Below are 22,606 nucleotides of genomic sequence, written 5' to 3'. Positions count from 1 at the left end.
ATGCACCGTGTTGGTGACGGGTGTTCGCGACGCATGGTCCGTGTCGAAAAATTTCCGTCCAGAGTTCCTGGAACGCCGGTTCATTCTGCTGCGACGCAGCACAAACCCGGCACAATGCGCGCTGGAACAAAATTCCTCTCCAGCCACTGCATGAGTCCTGCCAAACCCCGCGAAGTTTTCATCCAGGGCGTGACCACAGACGGCCGCGTCTTCCGACCCAGCGACTGGGCCGAGCGGCTGGCCGGCGCCATGTCCTGCTTCCGTCCCGAAGGATCCGCAGGCGGCATTGGCGCCTTCATCGGTTACTCGCCCTACTGCGTTCCCCGTGTCATCAACGGCATCAAGTGCGTGATCGTCAACGAGGCCCTGCGCGACGTCGAACTGATGGCGTGGGACTTCGTCATGAACTTCGCCCGCGACAACCACCTGCAAGTGGCCGACGCCTGCCTGCTGCCCGAACCCGGCACCGGCAAGCCTCCCAAGGACTGACCGGGCTTCGTGCCCACAACGACAAAGGCCCGCAGTGCGGGCCTTTTTGCTGGGCGTTCCACCGGGGGCGGCGGAATGCACAAGGCCCGCACTTGGCGGGCCTTCGACGTCACGCCCGCGCTTGGCGGGCCTTCGGCGTCACGCCCGCACTTGGCGAGCCTGCAAACAACAAGGCCCGCGAAACGCGGGCCCTGGCTTCTACCACCTGGTATTGGATCAGGCCGCGAGGGCCTTGACCTTGGAGGACAGGCGGCTCTTGTGGCGAGCGGCCTTGTTCTTGTGGAAAAGACCCTTGTCGGCGACCGAGTCGATCACGCTCTGGGCCGACTGGAACAGCTCGGTGGCCTTGGTCTTGTCGCCAGCGGCAACAGCCTTCTGGACGTTTTTGATGACGGTGCGGAACTTCGAACGCAGGGCGGTGTTCGCGGCGTTGAGTTTCACATCCTGCCGAACGCGCTTGAGACCAGACGCGATACGGACGGTTTTTTTCTTAGCTTTGGAAGCGGTAGCCATGCTTTAGCTTTACCCAGGTGGTGTGAAGTCCGCCAGTATAGCATTCGCAATTGGCTTCCGACAAACTGCATGGTCCTCGTGAGCACCCCCTCCCTATAATCGGCCCCCTTTCGGGCTCGAAACACGCCAAATGAACCTGCTCCGGGCCGCCTCCACCGTCTCCCTGCTGACCCTGTGCTCCCGGATCACCGGCCTGGCCAGCCAGCTGATGATCGCCTCGATGTTCGGCGCAGGCGCCTGGACCGATGCCTACAACGCGGCCTTCCGCATCCCGAACATGCTGCGCCGCCTTTTCGGCGAGGGGGCTTTTGCCCAGGCGTTCGTGCCCATCCTCGGGCAGACCCGGGTCACCGAGGGCGACGAGGTCACCCGCCACCTCATCAACGCCGTGTCCACCATCCTCGCGTGGGCGCTGCTCCTCACGTGCATCGTGGGCATCGTCGCCGCGCCGGTGGTGGTGTGGCTGCTGGCCTCCGGCCTCGAGAAGTTCGACCATGCGGTGCTGATGACCCGCCTGATGTTCCCGTACATCGGGTTCATCTCGCTCGTGGCACTGGCCTCCGGCATCCTCAACACGTGGAGGCACTTCGCGGTGCCCGCGGCGGCGCCGGTGCTGCTGAACCTGTCGCTGATCGCGTGCACGTGGGGCCTGGCACCCTGGTTGTCGCGCTGGGGCATCGAACCCATCTATGCACTGGCCGTGGGCGTCATGCTGGGCGGGGTGCTGCAGCTCGCGGTGCAGGTGCCGGCGCTCGTGGCCATCGGGCAACTGCCCCGCATCGGGTTGAGCCCGCGGGCCGTGCGCGCGGCCTGGAACCACCCCGGCGTGCACAAGGTGCTGCGCCAGATGGCCCCGGCGCTGATCGGTGTGTCGGTGGCGCAGCTGTCGCTCTTCATCAACACGCAGCTGGCGTCGCACCTCGGCGTGGGCGCCATCTCCTGGCTCGGGTATGCCGACCGGCTGATGGAGTTCCCCACCGCGCTGCTCGGCGTGGCGCTCGGGGTGGTGCTGATCCCCCAGCTGTCGAGCGCCCAGGGCCGCGGCGACACCGCGGCGTATTCCAACCTGCTCGACTGGGGCCTGCGCCTGGTGCTGCTGCTCGCGCTGCCGTGTGCGGTGGCCCTGCTCGTGTTCCCGGAGGCGCTGGTGGCGGTGCTGTTCCACCGCGGTGCGTTCACCGCGGCCGACGTGGCGCAGACCGTGCGCGCGCTGCAGGGCTACGGCGTGGGCCTGATGGGGCTGATCGCCATCAAGATCCTCGCGCCCGGCTTCTATGCGCGCCAGGACATCCGCACCCCGGTGCGCATCGCGGTCGCAGTGCTGGTGCTGACGCAGGTGCTCAACGCGGTGTTCTGGTTCTTCGTGCCGTCGCTGCAGCACGCGGGCCTGGCCTTGTCCATCGGCCTCGGGGCGCTCGTGAACGCGGCCTGGCTGTTCGTGGGGTTGCGCCGTTCGGGCGCCTACGTGCCGGCGCCGGGGTGGGGCGGTTTCGGGCTTCGCGTGCTGCTGGCCACGGCCTTGCTCACCGGCTGGCTCGCCTGGGGCGCGCACGCCATCGACTGGGTGCGGCTCGGGGGCTGGACGCGGGTGGGGCTGCTCACCGGCATGCTCGGTGGTGCGGCCGTGCTGTACTTCGGCGCGCTGCTGGCCATGGGCCTGAACCCGAAGCAGTTCGCCCGCCGCGGGTGAGGGCGCATGGGTGAGGGGGCGCCACCTCTTTCAAGTGGAATTAGACTGTTCCCATGTCCGACCGCCTCCATTTCGAGACGCCCACGGCCCTCGAGTATTTTTCGGCCCTGGTAGCCGACGATGCGTCGCTCTCCCTGCTCGAGGCTGCCGCCAGCCTGAGCCAGGACGAACACCCCGACGTCGACCTGCAAGCGCTGCTCGACGAAGTGGACGCCCTCACCGACCAACTGCGCCGCCGCGTGCCGTCCGATGCCGTGCCGCTGCAACGCCTGCGCCGCCTGAACCGGTATTTTTTCCAGGAACTCGGGTTCGCGGGCAACGTCAACGATTACTACGACCCCGGCAACAGCCTGCTGAGCACGGTGTTGCGCACGCGGCGCGGCATCCCCATCACGCTGGCCGTGCTCTACATCGAGCTGGCCACGGGCATTGGCCTCACGGCATGCGGGGTGTCGTTCCCGGGGCACTTCCTCGTCAAGCTGCACATGCCGGAGGGGGAAGTCGTGATCGACCCGTTCAGCGGGCAGTCGCTGTCGCGCGAGCAGCTCGACGAACTGCTGGTGCCGTACCGCCGCAGCCACGGCCTCGAGGGCGACTTCGACATGCCGCTCGGCCTGTTCCTGCAGGCGGCCGAGCCGCGCGACGTGCTGGCGCGCATGCTGCGCAACCTGAAGGAGATCTACCGCAGCGCCCGCGATTGGCCGCGGCTCGTGGCGGTGATGAACCGGCTCGTGATCCTGCTGCCCCAGGCCTGGGAGGAGCGCCGTGACCGCGGCCTGGCCCATGCCGAGCTCGGCAACCGCGAAGCCGCCCGCCAGGACCTGGGGGCCTACCTGATCCACACCCGCGAGGCGGTGGACCGCGCGGCCATCAGCAGCCGGCTGACCGAGCTGGGACACGATGGTCCGGGGCGGCTGCACTGAGAAGGTGTGAACGAACCCGACACGCCCGCTCGTCCCGCCGGGGCGCGCCCCCTCCGCGTTGCAAATGCTCGCCGTGGCCCGAGCCACGGCTGCGCTTTGCGCCTTGATGGGACACCCCCCGGCGGGCCGCTCGGGCGCGCCGGATTCATTCACACCTTCTGTGGTCCGCACGGCCCGCCCTTAGAATTTGGCCGGTCCCGGAGGGAAATCGGGCCGCCTGCGGGCGGCAGGTGGTACTGCCCGTGAAAAAAATCACACAATGCATGGGGATAAAACAAACATGAAGCTGTTCAAACACGTTCTGCTGGAACCGAAGGCGGCGTCCTGACCGACCACGACCCCGGATGCGACAACTCCCGCTCGACATCGCCACCGAGCCCGCACGATCCTTCGAGAGTTTCGTGCCGGGCCAGAACACCCACGCCGTCGCGCACCTGCGCCAGGTGACGCAGCAGACCGCGCCGGTGTTCCTGTGGGGTGCGTCCGGCGTCGGCAAGACCCACCTGCTGCAGGCCACGGCCAACCACGTGCAGCAGCAGGGCGGCCGCGTGGCCTGGTTCGATGCCACGCAGCCGCTGCCCTGGTACATCGAAGACACCGTCCACGTCGTCGTGCTCGACAACTGCGACCTGCTCGACGAAGCCCGCCAGCATGCGGCCTTCGCCCTGTTCATCGAGGCCACCACCCTCGGCATCCCGGTGCTGGGCGCCGCGCGCTTGCCGCCGGTGGACCTGCCGGTGCGCGACGACCTGCGCACCCGCCTTGGCTGGGGCCACGTGTTCGCCGTCCAGGCGCTCTCCGAACCCGAAGCCCGCGCCGCACTGCGGCGCGAGGCCGACCGCCGCGGGCTGTTCCTCTCCGACGAGGTGATGGACTACCTGTTGACCCACTTCGCGCGTGACCTGAAGCACCTGATGACGCTGCTCGACCGGCTCGACGAATTCGCGCTGGTGCACAAACGTGCCATCACCGTTCCCTTGCTCAAACAAATGCTGACCGAAGAGGGTCCATGACGAAGAATCTCTGTCTGTTCGACCTCGACCACACGTTGTTGCCGATCGATTCCGACCACACGTGGGGCGAGTTCATGATCCGCCAGGGATGGGTCGACGTGGACTCGTTCCGCGCAGGCAACAACGCCTTCTACGCGAAGTACCAGGCCGGCACCCTCGACATCCACGAGTACATCGAGTTCACCACCCGCCCGTGGCGTGACCGCCCGGCGGCCGAACTGGCCGCCGCCCACGACCAATTCATGAGCGAGGACATCCTGCCCGCCATGCGCCCGGCGGCCGTGGACCTCGTGCGCCATCACCAGGCCCAGGGCGACCTGGTGGCCCTCGTGACGGCCACCAACGAATTCGTCACGGCCCCCATCGCCAAGGCGTTTGGCGTCGATCACCTGCTGGCCGTGCGCCTCGAGCGCGACGGGGCCGGCCAGGTCACCGGCCGCGTCGACGGCACGCCGTCGTTCCGCGAAGGCAAGGTAACCCGCACGGCCGAATGGCTCGCGGAAATGGGCCTGTCGTTCACGTCCTTCGGCTGCATCCACATGTACAGCGATTCCGCCAACGACCTGCCGCTGATGGAGCAGGCCACCCACCCGGTGGCCACCAACCCGGCGCCGTCGCTCGAAACCATTGCGCGCGAACGCGGCTGGCGCATTCTCCAACTGTTCACATGATCAAAAAATTCATCGACAAGCTGCTCGGCAAACCGAGCGCAACCACCGTCAAGGCGGCCAAGGGCAAGCGTGTGGAGGTCGAGGCGGCCGAACACGGCATCGACCTCGGCCTCGTCGACGACAACGCGATCCGCGTGGTCAAGACGCTGGCCGACGCGGGCTTCGAGGCCTACATCGTGGGAGGCGCGGTGCGCGACCTGCTGGTGGGTCTGCGCCCGAAGGACTTCGACGTGGCCACCAACGCCACGCCCGAGCAGGTCAAGGGCCTGTTCCGGCGTGCGTTCATCATCGGCCGGCGCTTTCGCATCGTGCACGTGGTGTTCGGCCGCGGCCGTGACCACGAGGTGATCGAAGTCTCCACGTTCCGCGCGGTGATGGATGCCGCGGCGGCCGAACAGGTCACCGGCAACGAGAAGACCTCGAAGGGCGAGCTGGCCGGCAAGACCCACGTGGTCGATGCCGCCGGGCGTGTGCTGCGCGACAACGTGTGGGGCCCCCAGATCGAGGACGCCGCTCGCCGCGACTTCACCGTCAATGCGATGTACTACGACCCGCAGAGCCAGATCGTCGTCGACTACCACGGCGGCATCAAGGACGCGAAGAAGAAGGTGCTGCGGATGATCGGCGACCCGGCCACCCGCTACCGCGAGGACCCGGTGCGCATCGTGCGTGTGGTGCGGTTTGCCGCGAAGCTCGGTTTTGCCATCGAGCCCAAGACCCGCGCCCCCATCCGCGAGATGGCCTCGCTGCTGCAGAGCGTGCCCGCGTCGCGCACGTTCGACGAAATGATCAAGCTGCTGCAGACGGGCCATGCGCTCGCGAGCATCGAGGAACTGAAGAAGCAGGGCCTCGCCGGCGGCGGGTTGGGCTTCTTCCCGATCCTCGACCTGGTGATCGACACCGGCGCCAAGTACCCCGAGCGCGCCAGGTTCGTCAACGCCGCGCTGGCCGACACCGACCGCCGCGTGGGCGAAGGCAAGCCGGTGGCGCCGAGTTTCATGCTCGCCTGCATGCTGTGGCACGACGTGCAGGACGGCTGGACCCGGCTGAAGAAGCGCGGCGAGGCGTCGTTCCCGGCGCTGCAGCAGGCGGTGGATGCGGTGTTCAACTCGCGCATCGGCGACATCTCCGGGGGTGGCAAGCTGGGCGCCGACATGCGCGACATCTGGCTCATGCAGCCGCGCTTCGATCGCCGGGTGGGCAACGGGCCGCTGACCCTCGTCGAGCAGCCCCGCTTCCGCGCCGGGTTCGACTTCCTTCGCCTGCGGGCCGACTCGGGCGAGATCGACCCGGCACTGGCCACCTGGTGGGAAGACTTCTCCCAGGCTGATCCGGAAGATCGCCCGCACATGATCCAGGAGATCCGCAAGACCGAACGCCGTGCACCGCGTGCCGCGGGTGCGAGCGCAGGTTCGGGTGCGGCGCCCTCGCCGGCACCGCAGGACGACGAAGACGACTTGCCCCCGAGCGACAGCGACAGCGACAGCGACAGCACCGACGCCCCGCGCAAGCGCCGCCGCCGCCGCCGCAAGCCCGCGGGCGCGGCCCCGGACGCAGGTTGACGGTCCGGCCGAGCGGCGTGCCAGGAGTCCGGCCATGACGGTGACGGCGTACGTGGGGCTCGGCGCCAACCTGGGGCAGGCTGCCGCGGCCCTCGAGGCAGCGGTCGATGCGCTGGCTCGCCTGCCGGGCACGCACCTCGCGGCCCGGTCGCCGGTGTACCGCACGGCGCCGGTGGACGCCACCGGCCCCGATTTCCTGAACGCGGTGGTGGCGCTCGACACCGACCTCCCGCCCGGTGAGCTGCTGGCCGCGCTGCACGCCCTCGAGCAGGCGCACGGCCGCGAGCGGTCCCACCGCAACGCGCCGCGCACCCTGGACCTGGACTTGCTCCTGCACGGGCCCGCACAGATCGACACCCCCGAGCTCACGGTGCCCCATCCCCGCCTGCACGAACGGGCGTTCGTGCTCGTCCCCCTCGCCGACATCGCGCCGCACCTCGAGGTGCCCGGGCGCGGTGCGGTCCGCACCCTGCTGGCCGGCGTCGCCCACCAGCGCATCGAAAGGTTCGTGCCATGAACGGCTTCCCGGTGACCCTCCAGACGGTCGTGCTCCTGGTCGGGTCGAACGTGTTCATGACCTTCGCCTGGTACGGCCACCTGAAGAACCTCGCCGATCGGCCCTGGTTCACCGCGGCGCTCATTAGCTGGGGCATCGCGCTGTTCGAATACCTGCTGCAGGTGCCGGCCAACCGCGTCGGCCACGCCGGCGGGTTGTCGCTCGCCCAGCTCAAGATCACCCAGGAGGTCGTCACGCTGGCCGTGTTCGTGCCGTTTGCGGTGCTCTACATGGACCAGCCGTTCAAGCTCGACTTCGTGTGGGCCGGCCTGTGCATGGTGGGGGCGGTGTACTTCATCTTTCGTTGAGGCACCGGGAGGCGCATGCGATGGAGCCCGCCGTGAGCCGCTTCCGCCACATCGCCATCGAGGGGGCCATCGGCGTGGGCAAGACCACGCTCGCGCGGCGCCTCGCGGCCCACTTCGGCGCGGAACTGCTGCTGGAGCAGGCCGGTGACAACCCGTACCTCGGCCGCTACTACGACGACCCCGCCGGCTACGCGTTCCAGACGCAGGTGTTCTTCCTGTTCCAGCGGCTGCGCCAGGTGGCGGCGCTCGCGCAGCCCGGCATGTTTTCGCCGGCCGTCGTCAGCGACTTCATGTTCGCGAAGGACGCGCTGTTCGCCCGCATGACGCTGAGCGACGACGAGTTCACGCTGTACGGCCAGATGTATGGGCAGGCCGAGGCGCGGGTGCCGCAGCCCGACCTCATCATCTGGCTGCAGGCGCCGGTGTTCACGCTGCTGTCGCGCATCCAGCGGCGCGGCATCGCCATCGAGCAGCGCATCGACGCGGCTTACCTGGAGCGCCTGGTGGCCGCGTACGCCACGTATTTCGAAACCTTCGACGGTGCGCCGGTGCTCGTGGTGCAGACGGAACACTTCCATCCCGCCGGCCGGGAGGCGGACTTCCAGCGGCTCATCGGCCAGATCGGCGCGATCACCGGGCCGCGTGCATTTTTGGGGGCGCCGGACGAACCCCGCCTGAGTTGAGGCTCCCGGGGCCCTTACACTCCACGCCTGCCACTTTTGATGACGATTCCGTGACATTCACGGGACGCACCGCGAAAATTCCTTCGCTCCCAGGCTTTTTGGAGATTCCCCATCATGTTTTTCGGCAAGTTGCTGCCACGCGAAGGCAATTTCTTCGAGCTTTTCAACCAGCATGCCGCGTTCATCACCGAAGGTGCCCGCGCCTTCATGCTGATGATCGAGAACTACGGGAACCTCGAGCTGCGCGAGAAGTACGCCGGTGAGGTGGTGGGCGCCGAGCGTGCTGCCGACAAGGTCACGGCCGAGGTCAACCGCCTGTTGCACAAGACCTTCATCACCCCGATCGACCGCGAGCAGATCCACGGCCTGATCAACGCGATGGACGACATCGTCGACCTGCTGCAGGACGCCACCGAAACCATGCAGCTGTACGACGTGCGCAGCATGACCGAGGAGGTCATCCGCCTGGGCGAGTTGAGCGCGAAGTGCTGCGAACGCGTGCAGCATGCCGTCTCGCTGCTCGCGCAACTGAGCCGCAGCGACGTGGCCGAAGCCGCCATCAAGACCTGCGAGGAGATCGACAAGCTCGAATCCGATGCCGACCGCGTGATGCGTTCGGCCATGTCGAAGCTGTTCCGCGAGGAAACCGACGTGCGCGAGCTGATCAAGCTCAAGGCCATCTACGAGCAGCTCGAATCCATCTCCGACCGCTGCGAGGATGTGGCGAACCTGATCGAGGGCGTCGTCCTCGAGAATTCCTGATCCGCAGGCGGAGCTTCGACGAATGGAATCGGTCCCGGTCCACTTCTGGGTGGTGGTGATGCTGGTCGCCCTGGCCGTCATCTTCGACTTCATGAACGGCTTCCACGACGCGGCGAATTCGATCGCCACCGTGGTGTCCACCGGGGTGCTCAAGCCCCAGCAGGCGGTGGCCTTCGCCGCGTTCTTCAACGTGATCGCCATCATGGTGTTCCACCTGAACGTGGCCGCCACGGTGGGCAAGGGCATCGTGCAGCCCGGGGTGGTCGATCACCACGTCGTGTTCGGCGCGCTGATCGGCGCCATCACGTGGAACGTCATCACCTGGCTCTATGGCATCCCGTCCAGCTCGTCGCACGCGCTGATCGGGGGCATCTGCGGTGCGGTCATCGGCAAGGCCGGCATCGGCGCGCTCGACGGTACCGGCGTGCTGAAGGTCGTGGCCTTCATCTTCGTCTCGCCGGTGCTCGGTTTCGTGCTCGGCTCGCTGCTGATGGTGGCGGTGGCCTGGATCTGCCGGCGGTCGTCGCCGCTGCGGGTGGACAACTGGTTCCGCCGGCTGCAGCTGGCCTCGGCCGGCATGTACAGCCTGGGCCACGGCGGCAACGACGCGCAGAAGACCATCGGCATCATCTGGATGCTGCTGATCGCCACCGGGTACACGTCGAGCACCGACGCCTTGCCGCCCACCTGGGTGATCTGGATCTGCTACCTGGCCATCGGCCTCGGCACGCTGTTCGGGGGCTGGCGCATCGTCAAGACGATGGGCCAGAAGATCACGAAGCTCAAACCCGTGGGCGGCTTCTGCGCCGAGGCGGGCGGGGCCATGACGCTGTTCCTCGCCACCGCCATGGGTGTGCCCGTGTCCACCACCCACACCATCACCGGCGCCATCGTGGGCGTGGGCTCGGTGCGCCGCGCCTCCGCCGTGCGGTGGGGGGTGGCCGGCAACATCGTGTGGGCGTGGATCTTCACGATCCCCGCGTCCGCCTTCGTCGCCGCGATCTTCTACTGGCTGAGCCTGTCGCTCTTCACCTGAGACGGTGTTTCCGCGCTGTACTCGAAGTACCGCTGCGCGCTGAACGCGATGGCCGACATCAGGATGCCGGCGCCCACGAGCAGCGCGAGCACCACACCGAACACCACGGCCCAGCCGGCCTGGTGTTCGGGCCCCTCCGGGTTGAAGCGGGCATTCCATTTCTCGTCGGGCATCAGGCCGTAGACCAGCGCCATCAGCGCGCCGGCCGACAGTGAAAAGCCCAGCACGGGCAGCAGCAGCCACGCCACGTGGTCGTCCTGCCCCACGTGCAGGTGCCGCTGCAGTCCCTGGATGCCGATCAGCGTGACCACCGCCCACAGCCAGCCCCACACGTCGCGCAGGCCGAACAGGTAGAACCGGTGCAGGCCGAAGCCGCCGCCGAGGAAGGCGAGCCAGGTGGCCAGCGTCTTCGATTTGTAGCCGGTCATCGCGTCAATCCCCGGCCGGTTGTTCGCCGCCCGTGCCCAGCGCACGTTGCATGATCACCACGTCGCGCCACGCACCGAGTTTCCAGCCCACGGACTTCATCACGCCGGTGTGCTCGAAGCCCAGCCGGCGGTGCACGCCGATGGACGCGAGGTTCGCCGAGTCCCCGATCACCGCGAGCATCTGCCGGGCACCCAGGGCCTCACCCTGGTCGATCAATGCCTGCAGCAGCCGGGTGCCGAGGCCCTGGCCGCGGGCCGCCTCGGACAGGTAGATGGAATCCTCGAGGCAGAAGCGGTACGCGCCGCGCGGGCGGAAGTGGTTCGCGTAGGCGTAGCCCAGCAACTCGCCGTCGCGCTCGGCGACGAGCCAGGGCAGGCCCTTCGAGACGACGGCCTCGCGGCGCGACGCGATCTCGGCGGCATCGGGGACGTCGGTCTCGAACGTGCCTGTGCCGTTTTGCACGTGCCAAGCGTAAATGCGGGCCATCGCAGGGGCGTCCGAGGCCGTGCTGGCCCGGATGGATGCAATTTCAGGGGTCATGAGGCGCTGTGAGGGGAAAGCATGAGTTTATAATCGTGGGTTTCGGTGGCGGTCGGTCGAGAGACCGGCGTATCTACGACGCCGATGTTCATGGCAAAGGGCCCCCGGGCTTTTTGTTTTTTTGGTCTGCTCGCCCTGAGTGTCTCCTGGTGCGGTGGATGTTTTCAGAATCGTAGGAAACAACATGGTCGTGATCCGACTCGCACGTGGCGGCGCCAAGAAGCGTCCTTTCTTCAACATCGTCGTTGCCGACTCGCGCACCCGCCGCGACGGCCGCTTCATCGAGCGCGTGGGTTTCTACAACCCGGTCGCGTCCGGTGGTGAGCAGCCGCTGCGCGTGGCGTTCGACCGCATCGACTACTGGACCGGCAGCGGCGCCCAGCTGTCGCCTACGGTCGCTCGCCTCGTGGCGCAGGCCAAGGCTTCGGCCTGAAGTTGAACACGGCCGTGTCCGACGTGTCTTCGCCTGCCGGGGCGCAAGATCCCGCTTGGCCCGAGGACGCGGTGGAAGTCGGCCGTGTGCTCGACGCCTGGGGTGTGAAGGGCTGGGTCAAGGTCCAGTCCTTCGCATCAGATCCCCAGGCGCTGCTGGAGGCCCGCCGCTGGTACCTCCGGCCCCCCGAGGATGGTGCGCTCAAGCGCCCCGTGGGTGCTGCTGCAGCATTCCCGCCTCACATCGCCATCATCTCCTCCCGTGAGCACGGCAGCGTCATCGTCGCGCAAGTGCGCGGGGTCGATGACCGCACCGGTGCCGAATCCCTGCGGGGTGCCCGCATCTTCCTGGCCCGGGGCGTGTTCCCGAAGCCGCGTGCCGGCGAGTACTACTGGGTCGACCTGATCGGCCTGTCCGTCGTGAACCGCGACGGCGCGCCCATGGGCACCGTGGTCGGCCTGATCGACACCGGCCCGCACAGCGTGCTGCGCCTGGCCAAGCCCGATTCGGAAGCCAACCCCGACGGCGAGGAACGCCTGATCCCGTTCGTGGCCGCCTACGTCGACGACGTGAGCCTGCCCGAGCGCCGCATCACCGTCGACTGGGGCCTCGACTACTGACCCCCGTGCGATGCGCTTCGACATCGTCACGCTCTTTCCCGACCTGTTCACGCCGCACCTGACCCTCGGCGTCACCCGCCGCGCCTACGAGTCGAAGCAGGTGGACGTGCACCTGTGGCCGTTGCGCGAGTTCGCCGACGACAACTACCGCCGCGTGGATGATCGCCCCTATGGTGGCGGCCCCGGCATGGTGATGCTCGTGGAACCGCTCGAACGCTGCCTGGCCGCGGCCCGCGCCGCCCGGGCCGATGGTGCGCCCGTGGTGCATTTCACCCCCACCGGCCGGCGCATCGACCAGGCCGTCATGCGCGAATTCGCCGGAGGGCCGGGCGCGGTGCTGCTGTGCGGCCGCTATGAGGGCATCGACCAGCGCTTCATCGACCGCCATGTGGACCAGGAGCTGAGCCTCGGCGACTTCGTGCTGTCGGGCGGCGAACTGCCGGCCATGGCGCTGCTCGACGGCGTGGCCCGGCTGCAGCCGGGGGTGCTGGGCGACGCCCAGTCGCACGAGCAGGACAGTTTCGAGGATGGCCTGCTCGACTGCCCCCACTACAGCCGCCCCGAGGTGCTCGCCACGCCCGAGGGCGAATTGCCCGTGCCACCGGTGTTGATGTCGGGCCACCACGCCCAGATTGCCCGCTGGCGCCGTGAGCGCTCGCTCGAGCTGACGGCCCGCCGCCGCCCCGATCTGCTGGACGCCGCACGCAGGGAAGGGCGCCTGTCAAAGGCGGACGAGCGTTTTTTGGCAAATCTCGGGCTATAATCAGCGGCTGTTCGATCCTCTGCCAGGTCGCGCCGTGTGTGAGTCACCCCGTGTGAGCACCCCGGCCACATTTTCAACATGACGTTGGCACGATCACTAGGAGAACACATGGACCTGATCCAAACGCTCGAGCAAGAAGAAATTGCTCGCCTCAACAAGACCATCCCGCCGTTCGCCCCGGGCGACACCGTGATCGTCAGCGTCAACGTGGTCGAAGGAACGCGCAAGCGCGTCCAGGCCTACGAAGGTGTTGTCATCGCCAAGCGCAACCGCGGCCTGAACTCCAGCTTCATCGTCCGCAAGATTTCCAGCGGCGAAGGCGTGGAACGCACGTTCCAGCTGTACAGCCCGCTGATCTCGAGCATCGAGATCAAGCGCCGCGGCGATGTGCGCCGTGCCAAGCTGTACTACCTCCGTCAGCGTTCGGGCAAGTCGGCCCGGATCAAGGAAAAGCTGGCCTGAGGCCGGACGGACCCCTCCGGGTCCACCCGCCCAGCACGAAGAAGCCGCCTCCACGAGGCGGCTTTTTCGTTTTCGCGTCCAATACATCATGCCCCTCAACTTCGACCCCCAGCAGCTTCCGCCCGTCAGCGTCGATCACCACCTCCCGGCGGTGACCCTGGGGGAGTTGCAGGCGGCCACGCTGCGGGCGCGCTTTCGTGCACCGCCCGAGTGGGCTCCCGAGATCGTGCTCGAGAAGCGGTTCAACGACCGGGTGCCGGCCCATGCGTCGGTGCTGGTGCCGCTCGTGCAGCGCGACGAGCTCACGGTGCTGCTGACCCAGCGCACCGCGCACCTCACCGACCACCCGGGCCAGATCAGTTTCCCCGGCGGCCGGGCCGAACCCGAGGATGTCAACGAGGTGGCCACGGCGTTGCGTGAGGCCCAGGAGGAGATCGGCCTCGCGCCGCAGTACGTCGACGTGCTGGGGCAGCTGCCCACCTACACCACCGGCACCGGCTTCATCGTGACACCGGTGGTGGCGCTGGTGAGGCCGGGCTTTTCCATCCAGGCCGATCCGTTCGAGGTGGCCGAGGTGTTCGAGGTGCCGCTGGCGTTCCTGATGGACCCGGCCAACCACCGCTGGCACGCTGCCGAGTTTGCCGGCCGGCGCCGCGAGTTCCTGTCGATGCCGTGGAACGGCAGCGGTGCCGACGGCCATCCGCGGCACTACTTCGTGTGGGGCGCCACCGCCGCGATGCTGCGCAACCTGTATCGCTTTCTCGTCGCGTGAGGCCGGAAGCCTGACCCCCGTTATCATCCGGGTCCATGAGTTTTTTCGCCGTCCTGTTCGCGCTGCTCATCGAGCAGCTCAAGCCACTCCCGCGCCGCAACGTGGTCCACGATGCGCTCACGTCGTGGATGCGCTGGACCGGCCGCAATTTCGACGCGGGCCGTGACCACCACGCGTGGGTCGTCTGGGGTGTCACCGTCCTCGTGCCCGCGCTGCTCGCGTGTGCCATCCACATCGGGCTTGCCCAGGTCAACGTCGTGCTGGCGCTGGTGTGGGACGTGGTGGTGCTGTACCTGACGATGGGTTTTCGCCAGTTCAGCCACTACTTCACCGACATCCGCCATGCCCTCGAACGCGGCGACGAGGTCACCGCGCGCGCATTGCTCGCCGAGTGGCGCCACCTCGATGCCAGCGAACTGCCGCGCAGCGAACTGATGCGCCACGTGATCGAACACGCACTGCTGGCCGCCCATCGCCACGTGTTCGGGGTGTTCTTCTGGTTCGTGGTGCTGTCCACGCTGGGCCTCGGGCCCGCAGGCGCGGTGGTGTACCGGATGGCCGAGTTCGCGAGCCGCTACTGGGGTTTCAAGAGCCGGGTGGTCGGCGCCCCGGTCAATGACCGCCTGCTGGCGCTGTCGCAGCGCCTGTTCAGCCTGGTGGACCACCTGCCGGCGCGCCTCACGGCGTTCGGTTTTGCGGTGGTGGGCAACTTCGAGGAAGCGGTGTCGTGCTGGCGGCGCGATGCGGGCCTCTGGAAACATGCCAACGAAGGCATCCTGCTGGCCGCGGCCGCCGGTGCGGTGGGGGTGCAGCTGGGTGGCCATGCAGCCCCGGGTGTCACGCCCGACCGTTCCAAGACCTTCGATGCGGGTGGCTCCGACGAACTCGCCGGCGCCGAAGGCTCCACGCCCGGGCTGCCGCCCGAGATGGGGCACCTGCGCAGCGTCGTGGCGCTGGTGTGGCGCTCGGTGGTGCTGTGGATGCTGCTGCTGGCGCTGCTGTCGCTGGCCAACCTGATCGGCTGAAGCCGTCACCGGGACGCCACGCCTGCAGGCTCCCTCCCGTCATCCCCCTCCCAGGGTCAATACCGAGTCTGCGAGAGCTCGTGCAGGATCTCGCCGTAGATGCGGTAGCGGGTCTCGGTGATGTCGCCGCGCTCCAGCGCTGCCCGCACGCCGCAGCCCGGCTCGTGCAGGTGGGTGCAGTTGTAGAACTTGCACTGCTTCGCGTGTTGGGCGAAATCGGGCATCAGGCTGGGCAACACCTGGGCGGAAACCTGGCGCAACCCGAATTCCTGGAACCCCGGCGAGTCGATCAACCCGGTGGTGCGGGACGCGTCGAGCCAGTACCACTGCGTGGTGGTGGTGGTGTGGCGGCCTGAGTTGAGGGCCTGCGAGATCTCGCCCACCTGGGCCCGGGCGTCGGGTGCGAGCAGGTTGATGAGCGTGCTCTTGCCTGTGCCGCTCGGCCCCAGCACGAGGCTCGTGCGGCCCGCCAGGATGGGGTCGATCAGTGCGCGCGCTTCGTCGGGGCGGGCCTTCAGGGCCGCCTCGTGCACCATGTACCCCATGGCGGCGTACGGGCGCAGGCGGTCGCGGGCGCTGTCGATGTTGGGCAGGTCGGCCTTGTTCAGCAGGATGCGGGCTTCGATGCCGGCGTCCTCCGCGGCGATCAGCGCGCGGGTCAGCTGGGATTCGCTGAACACCGGTTCGCTCGCCACCATCACGAGGATCAGGTCGAGGTTGGCCGCGAACGACTTGGTCTTCCACTCGTCCTGGCGGAAGAGCAGGTTGCGCCGGGGTTCGACCCCTTCGATGACCCCTTCGTCGCCCGAGACCTGCCAGCGCACGCGGTCACCCACGACGCAGTCGCTCTTCTTGCCCCGCGGGTGGCAGGTGAGGCGCCGGCCTTCCGGCGTTTCCACGATGTAGTGGCGGCCATGGCCTGCCACGACGAGTCCCAGGTCGAGCGCGTCGACCCGGCTCATCGGCGTTTCTCCCGCACGCGGTCAGCCGACAAAGGACACCAGCGCGTCGGCCTTGGCCGCGCAGATGAAATCGTTGACCGACAAGCCACCGACCGAGTGGGTGCTGTAGTGCACCGTGCAGCGGTTGTAGCCGACCTGCAGGTCGGGGTGGTGGTCCTCGGTGTGGGCGATCCAGGCGAGGGCGTTGACGAAGGCCATGGTCTCGTGGAAGTTCTTGAAGGTGAACGCCTTTTCGATGGCGCCGCCGGTGGTTTTCCAGCTGCTCAACTGGGCCAGGTGGTCATGCACCTGCGTGTCGCTCATCGCGGCGCCCGTTTGGTGCTGGCAATGCTGCTGCAACAAGGTTTTCATGGGTCAGCCTGTCTGCAGCCGAAGGGCTGCAATGCGTTCCGATGCCGGTGGGTGCGAGTACCAGAAGCGCACGTACAGCGGATCGGGGGTGAGTGTGGCTGCATTGTCCTCGTGCAGTTTCAGCAGGGCGGCAGCAAGGTCATTGCCGCTGGCCTGGGCGCACGCGTAGGCGTCGGCTTCGAACTCGTGCTTGCGCGACAACTGGCTCATCAGCGGCGACACGAAAAAGCCGAACACCGGCACCACCAGCAGGAACAGCAACAGCGCGAGGGCATCGTTGGGGGCGTTGGCCGCGACGCCGGCGCCGAGGCCGTTGTAGAACCAGACCTTCGTGGACAGCCAGCCCAGCAGCGCGAACCCGGCGAAGTTGACGGCCAGGCCCATCGCGATGCGCTGGGTCAGGTGGCGGCGCTTGAAGTGCCCCAGCTCGTGCGCCAGCACCGCTTCGACTTCGCCCACCGAGAGCTTGGACAGCAGCGTGTCGAAGAACACCACGCGCTTGGCCGTGCCGAGGCCTGCGAAGTAGGCGTTGCCGTGGCCCGAGCGTTTGCTGCCGTCCATCACGAACAGGCCCTTCGCGCGAAAACCGCAGCGCGCCATCAGGGCCTGCACCCGCGTGGTGAGGGCCTCATCGGCCACCGGCTCGAACTTGTTGTACAGCGGAGCGATGACGGTAGGGTAGATCACCATCGCCAGCAGCTGGATGGCGGCGAAGGCCGCCCAGGCCCACAACCACCACGAGGGCCCCGCCGCGCCCATGATCCAGAGGATCAGCGCGACGATCGGCACGCCGATCACGAGGCCGAGCAGCAGCGACCGGACGGCATCGGCCGCGTACAGGCGCCACGTCATGCGGTTGAAACCGAAGCGCTCCTCGAGCCGGAAGGTGCTGTACAGCTCGAACGGCAGGTCGAGCACGCCCGAGATCGTCGAAAACGCCACGACCAGCACCACCTGGTACGCGAGCCCGCCGAAACGTGGGAAGACGGCGTCGTACACCAGCGCGTTGAGGAAATGCAGGCCGCCGAGCAGCGTCCAGCCGAGCAACACGGCCGCGCCGAACGCGGCCGACAGCAGGCCGAACCGGCCCTTCGCAAGCGTGTAGTCGGCCGCCTTCTGGTGCGCTTCGAGCGACACGCGCCCGGCAAACGCCGCGGGCACCGCACCGCGGTGTGCCGCCACGTGGCGCATCTGGCGCGTGGCCAGCCAGAACTTCACCAGCAGCGACAGCACCAGCGCCGCCACGAACACCCCGCTCAACACATTCGATTCCATGGCATCAAGTGTAGGCGCTGGGGGCGCGCAGGCCTCGAGGCCTGCGAGAATGCGCCACGCACAGAACCGCCGAAGGCCGCCCATGACCGACACCACCGCACCCACCCTGACCAGCAGCGACCAGAACCTCGTCTGGATCGACCTGGAAATGACCGGCTTGTACCCGAACACCGACCGCATCATCGAGATCGCCGTCGTCGTGACCGACGCCACCCTCACGCAGCGCGTCGAAGGCCCGGTGTTCGCCGTGCACCAGCCCGACGCCACCCTCGATGCGATGGACGCCTGGAACAAGGGCACCCACGGCAAGAGCGGCCTGATCGACCGTGTGAAGGCGTCCACGTTCGACGAGGCCGCCGCCGAGGCGCAGGTCATCGAGTTCCTCAAGAAGTACGTGCCGAAGAACACGTCGCCGATGTGTGGCAACAGCATCTGCCAGGACCGCCGCTTCCTCGCCAACTACATGCCGAAGCTGGAAGCGTTCTTCCACTACCGCAACCTCGACGTCAGCACGCTGAAGGAGCTGGCCAAGCGCTGGAAGCCGGGCATCCTGGCCGGCTTCAAGAAGGCCCAGGCCCACACGGCGCTGGCCGACATCCACGAATCCATCGACGAACTGACGTACTACCGCCAGCATTTCCTGGCGCTCTGAGCGGGATGGGCGGGTTTTCACAGAAAAGACTTCCGTGAAAACCCGAATGTCGGTTAGAATCACAGGCTGCGCTGCCAAACGGTCTTCTGACTCGGCAGCGTTTCGTTCATCCCCTCTGACCTTGTCGAGTCTTCCCGCGGTGGTTCTCACCGTGCGGCCTGTTCGAACCCCGATACGGGAATGGTTGGCGGCGATGCCGTCGCTTTGACTGTTCCATATCAACCCCGCCTCCGGTGGCAACCACCGGTGAGGGTTCGGACCTTCTCCCCAGCGACTGATTGGCAGGCCATGCACCCTCGTGCAGCCTGCAGGTGCTGACTGACACGCCTTTGCGTGTGCAGCGCCGTGTTTGAAAGATTGACATGACGTTCGAAACCCTGGGCCTCCAACAAGCCCTGCTGCAAGCCATCACTGACTCGGGCTACACCACGCCCACCGAAGTGCAGGCCAAGGCCATCCCGATGGCCCTCGAAGGCAAGGACATGATGGTGTCGTCCAGCACCGGCAGCGGCAAGACCGCGTCGTTCGTGCTGCCTGCGCTGCAGCGTATCCTCGCCGCCCGCGGCGACAACACCAAGCGCCGCGAAAAGGGCGTGGTCTACGGCCCGCGCATCCTCGTGCTGGCCCCCACCCGTGAACTGGCAATGCAGGTCGACAAGGCCGCCACCGTCTACGGCCGCCACGTGCAAGGCCTGAAGGTCACCACCGTCGTCGGCGGCGTGCCGTACCCGGCCCAGCTGAAGGCGCTGCGCAGCCCGCTCGACATCCTGATCGCCACCCCGGGCCGCCTGATCGACCACCTCCAGACCGGCAAGGCCGTGCTCGACAACGTCGAAATGCTGGTGCTCGACGAAGCCGACCGCATGCTCGACATGGGCTTCATCGACGACATCACCCACATCGCCGAGAAGCTGCCGGCCGACCGCCAGACCGTGATGTTCAGCGCCACCTTCGCCGGCCACGTGGGCCGCCTGGCGCAAGACCTCCTGCGCGACCCGCAGCGCATCGACGTGGCGTCGCACACCGACACCCACGAGAACATCGAGCAGCGCCTGCACTGGGCTGACAACAAGATGCACAAGGATGCGATGCTCGACCACATCCTGACCACCAAGGAGATGGAACAGGCCGTGGTGTTCACCAGCACCCAGCGCGATGCCGACTGGCTCGCCGACCGCCTGGCCGACATGGGTCATGCCGTGGCGTCGCTGCATGGTGGCATGCCGCAAGGCCGCCGCACCCGCGTGCTGCAAGGCCTGCGCAACAAGCAGTTGCGCGTGCTGGTCGCCACCGACGTGGCCGCCCGCGGCATCGACGTGCCCACCATCAGCCACGTGATCAACTACGGCCTGCCGATGAAGGCCGAGGACTACGTGCACCGCATCGGCCGCACGGGTCGTGCCGGTCGCAACGGCCTGGCCGTCACGCTGGCCGAACGCATGGACAGCAGCATGATCCGCCGCATCCAGCAGTTCACCACGCAGAACATCCCCGTGGCCATGATCGAAGGCCTCGAGCCCAAGAACCCCGAGCCGCGCCTGTTCGGCGGTGCCCGTCCGGAAGGCAAGTTCGGCGGCGGCAAGCCGTTCGGCCACGGCCGTCCGGGTGGCAAGCCCTTCGGTGGCAAGCCGTCGTTCGGTGGCCCGCGTCCGTTCAACCGCGACGCCGGTCCGCGCGAGGGCTTTGCCCCCCGCAACGAAGGTTTTGCCCCGCGTGGTGACTTCGCGCCGCGCAACGAAGGCTTCGCACCGCGCGGCGACTTCGCCCCGCGTGACCGTGCCCCGTTCGAGCGCCAAGGTGGCGACGACCGCCGCGATGGTGGCGGCTTCCAGCCCCGTGGCAATGCATTCGACCGCGCACCGGCCGACCGCAACGCCGGTGGCTTCGCACCGCGCAAGTCGGGCCCTGGTGGTTCGAAGCCCAGCTTCGGCGGCAAGCCGCAGCGCCCGCGCACCGGTGGTTTCGGCCGCTGAGCGTTTGCGCTCCTGAACAAAAGGCACCCTCGGGTGCCTTTTTTCACTTCTTCAGCCCTGCATCAACCGCGCCGCCCGGTGCGCAGTGCGGGAGTTCTGCGCGATCACCTTGATCATGACGATCAGTGCCGGGCCGAGGAACAAGCCCCACACGCCCCACACGGCACCCCAGAACACGAGGCCGATGAACACGGCCGCCGGGTTCATCTTCGCGTTGCGTCCTTGCAGCCACGCGGTCATGACGGTGCCGATCAGCGTGGACAGCATCACCAGGTAGGCCGCCATGCCCAGCGCCGCGGTGAACGTGCCGTGGGCCAGGAAGGTCTCGGCAGCGCCCAATACCACCAGCACGGCCATGCCGAGGTAGGGCACCACGTGCAGCAGGGCCGCCGTCACGCCCCACGTGCCGGCGTCGGGCAGGCCGGCCGCCCAGAAGGCGAGCCAGACGCCCGCCCCGATGACGGCATTCGTGACGAGCAGGGTGCCTGCGTAGAGGCGGATCTGCCGAGCGGTCTCGCGCAACGCACGCTCCGCCCTGGCGCGCCCGCGCGGACTGCGCCCCCACAGGTTGACGAAACGGGCGGTCAGGCGCTCGCCACCGGACAGCACGAAAAAAGCGATGAAAACGATCACGCTCAGGTCGGTCGCGAACTTCATCAGCACGGTGGAACCGCTGACGGCCGTGTCGCGCACCAGCACCGTGGCCCCTTCGCTGATGCTGGGCGTGGAGGCGCCGGCCGGCGGGTTGCGCAAGGTGCGCTGGGTGCGCGGCGACGTGCCGGTGGCCACGCTCTGCGCCGCGCGCTCCAGCTGGATCAGCGCATCGCGGGCCCGCTTGAGCACCGAGTCGGCATCGGGGCGGTTCTTCGCGAGGTTGTCCGCCAGCAGCTGGATCATCTGCGGCATGCGGTCGGCCATGCGCATGATCTGCCCACCGAAGGCCCATGAGGCCGCACCGGAGAAGGCGATGAACACGCTGAGCGACAGCAGCGTGGCGGCGGTCCGGCTGCGCACCAGGCGTTCGAACACGATGACCATGGGGGCCACGAGCATCGCGAGCATGAGGCCGGCGGCCACCGGCACGAGGAAGCGTTGCCCCCACCACAGGGCCACCACGACGGCGAGTGTGGCCAGCACGGTGGTGGACACAGGTGAACGCGGCGCCGGGCCGAGCGGTGCGGTGGCCGACGGGGCGGCGTTGGCCGGGCGCGCACGGAGCGCGGTGACGACCTGCGCGCCACCCTGCGCGGGCGTGGCGTCCGGCGGGTGGAGGTCGACGACCGGAGGGTCAAGGGGCATGGCGGGTTCCCCGATGCGAAAAAGGCACGTCCCGGTGAGCGCGACGTGCCTTTGGCGGATCAGCCGCCCGGGCCGTTCAGCCCGGACGAACCTGCAGGGATCAAGGACGGACCAGGATGTCGTTCTTCACGCTCTTGACCCCCTTGACCTCGCGGGCCAGCATCACGGCCTGATCGCGTTCGCTTTCGCTCTTCGCGAAGCCTGACAGCTGCACGGTGCCGTTCAGCGTCTCGACCTTGATGGCGTTGGCGGCCACGGCCTTGTCCTCGATGAACTTGGCCTTGACCTTGGTCGAGATGGTCGCGTCGTCGACGTACTCGCCCACGGTGGATTGATCGCGGGTGACGGCGCAGCCGGTGGTGGCGAGCAGGGCCACGGCGGTGATGGCGGCGGCGAGGGTGTTGCGGACAAACATGGTGAATCTCCTTCTGCTTTGCTGAAGGCCTCCAGGGGCGAAGGCCATGGAACGGGTGGTTGTTGTTCAGAGAAACCCGGCCCCCACCCCAGAGGCCGAAAGAGGGGTACTGCGGCTATTTGCGCGTGACGGCCCGGGCACCCATCAGCCCGATCAGCAGCACCGCGACGAACAGCACGAGGAACACGACAAAGAGGAACTTCGCGATGCCGGCGGCGCCGGCGGCGACGCCCGTGAATCCGAGTACGCCGGCGATCAGCGAGATCACCGCAAAGATCAGGGCCCACTTCAACATGACGCTCTCTCCTTTGGTGAAGGCGCCCTGGTGGGCGCGGTTCAATCGATGGAGCGACTGTAAAAGTGACCGTTCGGGTGAACCATCGGACGCGGGCGGGACGCGCTGTAGGACGCCGCGCTTGACGCCCGGCG

General features: G+C 67.7%; 28 protein-coding genes. 19 read left to right on the top strand and 9 right to left on the bottom strand.

The window, feature by feature from the left end; translation table 11 throughout:
• The first annotated feature begins 150 nt into the window (after positions 1-150).
• Positions 151-489 (top strand): DUF3579 domain-containing protein, encoded by a 339-nt coding sequence (locus ASC87_RS28640; protein WP_056671276.1) that lies wholly within the window; start codon positions 151-153, stop codon positions 487-489.
• 216 nt (positions 490-705) lie between these two features.
• Here ASC87_RS28640 and rpsT read toward each other — a convergent pair whose 3' ends face one another.
• Positions 706-1,002: a 30S ribosomal protein S20 gene (gene rpsT / locus ASC87_RS28635; RefSeq protein WP_056671275.1), complete on the bottom strand. Its 297-nt coding sequence runs from the start codon at positions 1,000-1,002 to the stop codon at positions 706-708.
• Between the two features lie 130 nt (positions 1,003-1,132).
• Here rpsT and murJ point away from each other — a divergent pair, with 130 nt between their 5' ends.
• The 10 genes from murJ (at position 1,133) to ASC87_RS28585 (ending at position 10,206) form a co-directional block, all read left to right on the top strand.
• On the top strand, positions 1,133-2,692 hold the full coding sequence (gene murJ / locus ASC87_RS28630) for a murein biosynthesis integral membrane protein MurJ (RefSeq protein WP_056671274.1): 1,560 nt from the start codon (positions 1,133-1,135) through the stop codon (positions 2,690-2,692).
• Positions 2,693-2,745: 53 nt separating this feature from the next.
• Entirely contained in the window at positions 2,746-3,615 is an 870-nt protein-coding gene (locus ASC87_RS28625; RefSeq protein WP_056671270.1) for a SirB1 family protein, read from the top strand.
• Positions 3,616-3,959: 344 nt separating this feature from the next.
• Positions 3,960-4,628 (top strand): DnaA regulatory inactivator Hda, encoded by a 669-nt coding sequence (gene hda / locus ASC87_RS28620; RefSeq protein WP_056671268.1) that lies wholly within the window; start codon positions 3,960-3,962, stop codon positions 4,626-4,628.
• A complete protein-coding gene (locus tag ASC87_RS28615) occupies positions 4,625-5,299 on the top strand; it encodes an HAD family phosphatase (protein ID WP_056671266.1) in 675 nt (224 codons plus the stop codon). Before hda ends, ASC87_RS28615 begins: the two co-directional genes overlap by 4 nt.
• The gene (gene pcnB / locus ASC87_RS28610) at positions 5,296-6,861 is read left to right on the top strand and encodes a polynucleotide adenylyltransferase PcnB (RefSeq protein ID WP_056671264.1); all 1,566 of its coding nucleotides are present in this window, start codon (positions 5,296-5,298) and stop codon (positions 6,859-6,861) included. Before ASC87_RS28615 ends, pcnB begins: the two co-directional genes overlap by 4 nt.
• Positions 6,862-6,895: 34 nt before the next feature.
• Positions 6,896-7,378 carry a 2-amino-4-hydroxy-6-hydroxymethyldihydropteridine diphosphokinase gene (gene folK / locus ASC87_RS28605; RefSeq protein ID WP_056671262.1) on the top strand — a complete coding sequence of 161 codons (483 nt, stop codon included), beginning with the start codon at positions 6,896-6,898 and terminating at the stop codon, positions 7,376-7,378.
• Entirely contained in the window at positions 7,375-7,725 is a 351-nt protein-coding gene (locus ASC87_RS28600; protein ID WP_056671260.1) for a DMT family protein, read from the top strand. Before folK ends, ASC87_RS28600 begins: the two co-directional genes overlap by 4 nt.
• Before the next feature lie 32 nt (positions 7,726-7,757).
• Entirely contained in the window at positions 7,758-8,408 is a 651-nt protein-coding gene (locus tag ASC87_RS28595) for a deoxynucleoside kinase (protein ID WP_200954571.1), read from the top strand.
• Between the two features lie 114 nt (positions 8,409-8,522).
• Positions 8,523-9,170 (top strand): DUF47 domain-containing protein, encoded by a 648-nt coding sequence (locus ASC87_RS28590; RefSeq protein ID WP_056671255.1) that lies wholly within the window; start codon positions 8,523-8,525, stop codon positions 9,168-9,170.
• Positions 9,171-9,192: 22 nt separating this feature from the next.
• Positions 9,193-10,206, top strand: coding sequence for an inorganic phosphate transporter (locus ASC87_RS28585; RefSeq protein ID WP_056671254.1), 1,014 nt, complete (start codon positions 9,193-9,195; stop codon positions 10,204-10,206).
• Here ASC87_RS28585 and ASC87_RS28580 read toward each other — a convergent pair.
• Together ASC87_RS28580 and ASC87_RS28575 are read right to left on the bottom strand one after the other, a co-directional pair.
• Positions 10,176-10,634: a TM2 domain-containing protein gene (locus tag ASC87_RS28580; RefSeq protein ID WP_056671253.1), complete on the bottom strand. Its 459-nt coding sequence runs from the start codon at positions 10,632-10,634 to the stop codon at positions 10,176-10,178. The two genes, ASC87_RS28585 and ASC87_RS28580, sit on opposite strands and share 31 nt — an antisense overlap.
• A gap of 4 nt (positions 10,635-10,638) precedes the next feature.
• Positions 10,639-11,163, bottom strand: coding sequence for a GNAT family N-acetyltransferase (locus ASC87_RS28575; protein ID WP_056671568.1), 525 nt, complete (start codon positions 11,161-11,163; stop codon positions 10,639-10,641).
• Positions 11,164-11,359: 196 nt separating this feature from the next.
• On the opposite strand from ASC87_RS28575, the gene rpsP reads away from it, so the two are divergent.
• From rpsP to ASC87_RS28545, 6 genes are all read left to right on the top strand, one after another.
• A complete protein-coding gene (gene rpsP / locus ASC87_RS28570) occupies positions 11,360-11,608 on the top strand; it encodes a 30S ribosomal protein S16 (protein ID WP_056671251.1) in 249 nt (82 codons plus the stop codon).
• A gap of 14 nt (positions 11,609-11,622) precedes the next feature.
• A complete protein-coding gene (gene rimM, locus ASC87_RS28565; protein ID WP_235582338.1) occupies positions 11,623-12,228 on the top strand; it encodes a ribosome maturation factor RimM in 606 nt (201 codons plus the stop codon).
• A 10-nt stretch (positions 12,229-12,238) separates the two neighbouring features.
• Positions 12,239-12,991 (top strand): tRNA (guanosine(37)-N1)-methyltransferase TrmD, encoded by a 753-nt coding sequence (gene trmD / locus ASC87_RS28560; protein ID WP_056671249.1) that lies wholly within the window; start codon positions 12,239-12,241, stop codon positions 12,989-12,991.
• Between the two features lie 108 nt (positions 12,992-13,099).
• Complete coding sequence (rplS, locus tag ASC87_RS28555) at positions 13,100-13,453, top strand: 50S ribosomal protein L19 (RefSeq protein ID WP_056671247.1); 354 nt, start codon at positions 13,100-13,102, stop codon at positions 13,451-13,453.
• An 88-nt stretch (positions 13,454-13,541) separates the two neighbouring features.
• On the top strand, positions 13,542-14,225 hold the full coding sequence (locus tag ASC87_RS28550; RefSeq protein WP_056671245.1) for a CoA pyrophosphatase: 684 nt from the start codon (positions 13,542-13,544) through the stop codon (positions 14,223-14,225).
• Between the two features lie 35 nt (positions 14,226-14,260).
• Positions 14,261-15,250 (top strand): CobD/CbiB family protein, encoded by a 990-nt coding sequence (locus tag ASC87_RS28545; RefSeq protein ID WP_056671243.1) that lies wholly within the window; start codon positions 14,261-14,263, stop codon positions 15,248-15,250.
• Between the two features lie 56 nt (positions 15,251-15,306).
• Here ASC87_RS28545 and rsgA read toward each other — a convergent pair whose 3' ends face one another.
• From rsgA to ASC87_RS28530, 3 genes are read right to left on the bottom strand one after another with little or no spacing between them, the layout of a single operon-like run.
• Positions 15,307-16,212 (bottom strand): ribosome small subunit-dependent GTPase A, encoded by a 906-nt coding sequence (gene rsgA, locus ASC87_RS28540; protein WP_056671241.1) that lies wholly within the window; start codon positions 16,210-16,212, stop codon positions 15,307-15,309.
• Positions 16,213-16,233: 21 nt separating this feature from the next.
• Positions 16,234-16,563, bottom strand: a complete 330-nt coding sequence (locus ASC87_RS28535) for a 4a-hydroxytetrahydrobiopterin dehydratase (RefSeq protein ID WP_082569038.1) — start codon at positions 16,561-16,563, stop codon at positions 16,234-16,236.
• Between the two features lie 3 nt (positions 16,564-16,566).
• Positions 16,567-17,838, bottom strand: coding sequence for a M48 family metallopeptidase (locus ASC87_RS28530; RefSeq protein ID WP_056671238.1), 1,272 nt, complete (start codon positions 17,836-17,838; stop codon positions 16,567-16,569).
• Here ASC87_RS28530 and orn point away from each other — a divergent pair.
• Both orn and ASC87_RS28520 read left to right on the top strand, forming a co-directional pair.
• On the top strand, positions 17,837-18,490 hold the full coding sequence (gene orn / locus ASC87_RS28525) for an oligoribonuclease (RefSeq protein WP_369820809.1): 654 nt from the start codon (positions 17,837-17,839) through the stop codon (positions 18,488-18,490). The two genes, ASC87_RS28530 and orn, sit on opposite strands and share 2 nt — an antisense overlap.
• Before the next feature lie 362 nt (positions 18,491-18,852).
• The gene (locus ASC87_RS28520; RefSeq protein ID WP_082569037.1) at positions 18,853-20,463 is read left to right on the top strand and encodes a DEAD/DEAH box helicase; all 1,611 of its coding nucleotides are present in this window, start codon (positions 18,853-18,855) and stop codon (positions 20,461-20,463) included.
• A gap of 51 nt (positions 20,464-20,514) precedes the next feature.
• Here the strand turns inward: ASC87_RS28520 and ASC87_RS28515 are convergent, their stop codons facing one another.
• The 3 genes from ASC87_RS28515 to ASC87_RS28505 all read right to left on the bottom strand — a co-directional run bounded on the left by ASC87_RS28515 (position 20,515) and on the right by ASC87_RS28505 (position 22,472).
• Positions 20,515-21,762 carry an AI-2E family transporter gene (locus tag ASC87_RS28515; RefSeq protein ID WP_056671234.1) on the bottom strand — a complete coding sequence of 416 codons (1,248 nt, stop codon included), beginning with the start codon at positions 21,760-21,762 and terminating at the stop codon, positions 20,515-20,517.
• Positions 21,763-21,862: 100 nt separating this feature from the next.
• Positions 21,863-22,177, bottom strand: a complete 315-nt coding sequence (locus ASC87_RS28510) for a BON domain-containing protein (RefSeq protein ID WP_056671232.1) — start codon at positions 22,175-22,177, stop codon at positions 21,863-21,865.
• 115 nt (positions 22,178-22,292) lie between these two features.
• Positions 22,293-22,472, bottom strand: coding sequence for a DUF1328 family protein (locus tag ASC87_RS28505; protein WP_056671230.1), 180 nt, complete (start codon positions 22,470-22,472; stop codon positions 22,293-22,295).
• Positions 22,473-22,606 lie beyond the last annotated feature (134 nt).

This window comes from Rhizobacter sp. Root1221 (assembly GCF_001425785.1).
Lineage (GTDB): Bacteria > Pseudomonadota > Gammaproteobacteria > Burkholderiales > Burkholderiaceae_C > Rhizobacter.
This window is presented reverse-complemented; position numbering and strand designations above follow the sequence as displayed.

What these genes read in the sequence shown, in the direction of transcription:
- rsgA (WP_056671241.1), bottom strand. Translation starts at nt 16,212, where the DNA reads ATGAGCCGGGTCGACGCGCTCGACCTGGGACTCGTCGTGGCAGGCCAT.
- murJ (WP_056671274.1), top strand. Translation starts at nt 1,133, where the DNA reads ATGAACCTGCTCCGGGCCGCCTCCACCGTCTCCCTGCTGACCCTGTGC.
- ASC87_RS28580 (WP_056671253.1), bottom strand. Translation starts at nt 10,634, where the DNA reads ATGACCGGCTACAAATCGAAGACGCTGGCCACCTGGCTCGCCTTCCTC.
- trmD (WP_056671249.1), top strand. Translation starts at nt 12,239, where the DNA reads ATGCGCTTCGACATCGTCACGCTCTTTCCCGACCTGTTCACGCCGCAC.
- ASC87_RS28590 (WP_056671255.1), top strand. Translation starts at nt 8,523, where the DNA reads ATGTTTTTCGGCAAGTTGCTGCCACGCGAAGGCAATTTCTTCGAGCTT.
- ASC87_RS28550 (WP_056671245.1), top strand. Translation starts at nt 13,542, where the DNA reads ATGCCCCTCAACTTCGACCCCCAGCAGCTTCCGCCCGTCAGCGTCGAT.
- hda (WP_056671268.1), top strand. Translation starts at nt 3,960, where the DNA reads ATGCGACAACTCCCGCTCGACATCGCCACCGAGCCCGCACGATCCTTC.
- folK (WP_056671262.1), top strand. Translation starts at nt 6,896, where the DNA reads ATGACGGTGACGGCGTACGTGGGGCTCGGCGCCAACCTGGGGCAGGCT.
- ASC87_RS28510 (WP_056671232.1), bottom strand. Translation starts at nt 22,177, where the DNA reads ATGTTTGTCCGCAACACCCTCGCCGCCGCCATCACCGCCGTGGCCCTG.
- ASC87_RS28505 (WP_056671230.1), bottom strand. Translation starts at nt 22,472, where the DNA reads ATGTTGAAGTGGGCCCTGATCTTTGCGGTGATCTCGCTGATCGCCGGC.
- rpsT (WP_056671275.1), bottom strand. Translation starts at nt 1,002, where the DNA reads ATGGCTACCGCTTCCAAAGCTAAGAAAAAAACCGTCCGTATCGCGTCT.
- ASC87_RS28615 (WP_056671266.1), top strand. Translation starts at nt 4,625, where the DNA reads ATGACGAAGAATCTCTGTCTGTTCGACCTCGACCACACGTTGTTGCCG.
- rplS (WP_056671247.1), top strand. Translation starts at nt 13,100, where the DNA reads ATGGACCTGATCCAAACGCTCGAGCAAGAAGAAATTGCTCGCCTCAAC.
- ASC87_RS28545 (WP_056671243.1), top strand. Translation starts at nt 14,261, where the DNA reads ATGAGTTTTTTCGCCGTCCTGTTCGCGCTGCTCATCGAGCAGCTCAAG.
- ASC87_RS28640 (WP_056671276.1), top strand. Translation starts at nt 151, where the DNA reads ATGAGTCCTGCCAAACCCCGCGAAGTTTTCATCCAGGGCGTGACCACA.
- ASC87_RS28625 (WP_056671270.1), top strand. Translation starts at nt 2,746, where the DNA reads ATGTCCGACCGCCTCCATTTCGAGACGCCCACGGCCCTCGAGTATTTT.
- pcnB (WP_056671264.1), top strand. Translation starts at nt 5,296, where the DNA reads ATGATCAAAAAATTCATCGACAAGCTGCTCGGCAAACCGAGCGCAACC.
- ASC87_RS28585 (WP_056671254.1), top strand. Translation starts at nt 9,193, where the DNA reads ATGGAATCGGTCCCGGTCCACTTCTGGGTGGTGGTGATGCTGGTCGCC.
- orn (WP_369820809.1), top strand. Translation starts at nt 17,837, where the DNA reads ATGGCATCAAGTGTAGGCGCTGGGGGCGCGCAGGCCTCGAGGCCTGCG.
- ASC87_RS28600 (WP_056671260.1), top strand. Translation starts at nt 7,375, where the DNA reads ATGAACGGCTTCCCGGTGACCCTCCAGACGGTCGTGCTCCTGGTCGGG.
- rpsP (WP_056671251.1), top strand. Translation starts at nt 11,360, where the DNA reads ATGGTCGTGATCCGACTCGCACGTGGCGGCGCCAAGAAGCGTCCTTTC.
- ASC87_RS28520 (WP_082569037.1), top strand. Translation starts at nt 18,853, where the DNA reads ATGACGTTCGAAACCCTGGGCCTCCAACAAGCCCTGCTGCAAGCCATC.
- ASC87_RS28530 (WP_056671238.1), bottom strand. Translation starts at nt 17,838, where the DNA reads ATGGAATCGAATGTGTTGAGCGGGGTGTTCGTGGCGGCGCTGGTGCTG.
- ASC87_RS28535 (WP_082569038.1), bottom strand. Translation starts at nt 16,563, where the DNA reads ATGAAAACCTTGTTGCAGCAGCATTGCCAGCACCAAACGGGCGCCGCG.
- ASC87_RS28515 (WP_056671234.1), bottom strand. Translation starts at nt 21,762, where the DNA reads ATGCCCCTTGACCCTCCGGTCGTCGACCTCCACCCGCCGGACGCCACG.